The sequence below is a fragment of the Burkholderia cepacia genome, assembly GCF_001039005.1.
Classification (GTDB): Bacteria; Pseudomonadota; Gammaproteobacteria; order Burkholderiales; family Burkholderiaceae; genus Burkholderia; species Burkholderia theae.
Genome location: NZ_LDWR01000109.1, coordinates 1 through 1,737 on the forward strand (window position 1 = coordinate 1; position 1,737 = coordinate 1,737).

The window sequence follows — 1,737 nt, forward strand, 5'->3', positions numbered from 1 at the left end:
GCTCAGTGCCTGAACGATCTCGGCCGCTAAGCCTTTGCCCATGCGAGGAGCGAGCTTGGTCAGGCGATTGGCGAGCGTCTTCTCGCTGGTGCCGGCAAGCGCGGCGGGCGACGGATAGCGCTCAAGCAGATCGAGTACCGCTGGATGGTCAAGGCGCGGTCCGAGAACACGCTCGAGCGCCGGATGGATCTGAGTAAGCAGGCCGCGAATGCGGTTGCTGGTCTGCGTGACCTGAGCGGCGAGGTCGTCATCGAAGCCGCAGAGCATGGTGAGTTCGGCGAGCTGCTCGTCGGCCAGTCGAAGCGAGCGCAGCGTATGCGGCATCGAGCGAGCGGCTTCGGCGATGATGGCGGCGTCGCGAGCATCGGTCTTGGCTTCGCCGGCGTGCAAATCAGCGATGCGGCGCATGGCCAGTCCAGGCAGATAGGCGACGAGTACGCCTTCAGCGCGGGCGACGGCTACAGGAAGCGCACCGATGGTGGAAGGCTGATCGACGACGAACAGCAGTCGACCGTGAGTCTTGAGTTCGGTGATGAGGGCGCGCAGCTTGGCCTCGTCGTTGGGTAGAGCCCTGTTGTACAGGCGCTTACCGTTCCGATCGAGTGCCACGGCGTGATGATGGCCTTTACCGACATCGACGCCGACAAAGACATCGACGGCGTCACGTTGTTGAGTGTCTTGCATCGAAGTTTATGCAGAGTGAACGGATTGGCCTGCAACAACGGTGGCAAGTCTCGGCATCCACGTTACGGACGGCGTCGGGATATCCCGGCCAAACCCCTATCAGCGATCACCAGCCACCCACCAGGCCCGGTGACAACACCCCCCGGATCATGACTGCGACTGGGGGCGAGAATCATGCCGGGCCTGGCTGGCCATAGCCCCGATTATCGGGGCGTGAAGATAGTAACGGGGCGAACGTAGCTTCGGCTGGGCCAACCGCTTTCGCCGGCTCGCACGCGATTACGAGCGATTGCCCGAAACCCTCGCCGGATTGCATTTCGTCGTCTTCGTCACCTTGATGCTTGCTCATGCCGTTCCGTATTTTTGAAAGTGCATAACACGCATCAAAGGATGCTCTGCACAAAACCGATTCGAGTGTGCTTGACCCTTTGAGAAAGAACTGAATGCACCAGGACGCCAATCTGTCAGCGCCGAGCGAAGCTGACCGGCATGCGCTGAGCAGCCTTCGCGGGCTGCGCGCAAGGCATCGGCGCGGGCCCGGAACACGCTCATGCCCCAGCGGCCAGCCGCTTGCCGAGCGCCATCCACAGATTGGACAGCGCGAACAAGGTCACGAGTTGCGCGGTGTTCTTCCTCAGCCCTCGATAACGGACCTTGGTGTAGCCGAACTGCCGCTTGATAACCCGGAATGGATGCTCGACCTTGGCGCGGATACCGGCCTTGATTCGCTCGACTTGATCGATGCGCGCGTCAAGCGGCTTGCTTTTGTCCAGGGCGCGGCGGCGCCCCGATTTCATCGCCACGTGCCAGTTCCCGCCGGCCCGGGCGTCCGGGCGCTTGTGCACGCCCTGGTAGCCCGCATCGCCAAACGCATCGGTTTCCTCGCCGTGCAGCAGGTTATTGGCTTCGAGCACGTCGTTGACGTTGCCCGACGTGCCCCGCACCGTGTGCACCAGCCCGCTTTCGGCGCCCACACCGATATGCGCCTTCATGCCGAAGTACCACTGGTGCCTTTCTTGCTCTGGTGCATCTCCGGGTCGCGCTCGCCCGACG

At 62.7% G+C, this 1,737-nt stretch carries 1 protein-coding gene and 2 pseudogenes; 1 reads left to right on the plus strand and 2 read right to left on the minus strand.

The genetic code is table 11. From position 1 onward, the window contains the following. The coding region (locus tag VL15_RS41440) for an IS110 family transposase (protein ID WP_155420410.1) at nt 1-684 on the minus strand (684 nt) is incomplete at its 3' end. Nucleotides 685-916: 232 nt separating this feature from the next. Between VL15_RS41440 and VL15_RS41445 the strand changes: the two are divergent. Next, nucleotides 917-1,051: pseudogene (locus VL15_RS41445) on the plus strand (transposase); the annotation flags it as partial. A gap of 181 nt (nt 1,052-1,232) precedes the next feature. Here the strand turns inward: VL15_RS41445 and VL15_RS37925 are convergent. After that, nucleotides 1,233-1,737, minus strand: a pseudogene (locus tag VL15_RS37925) (IS5 family transposase); the annotation flags it as partial.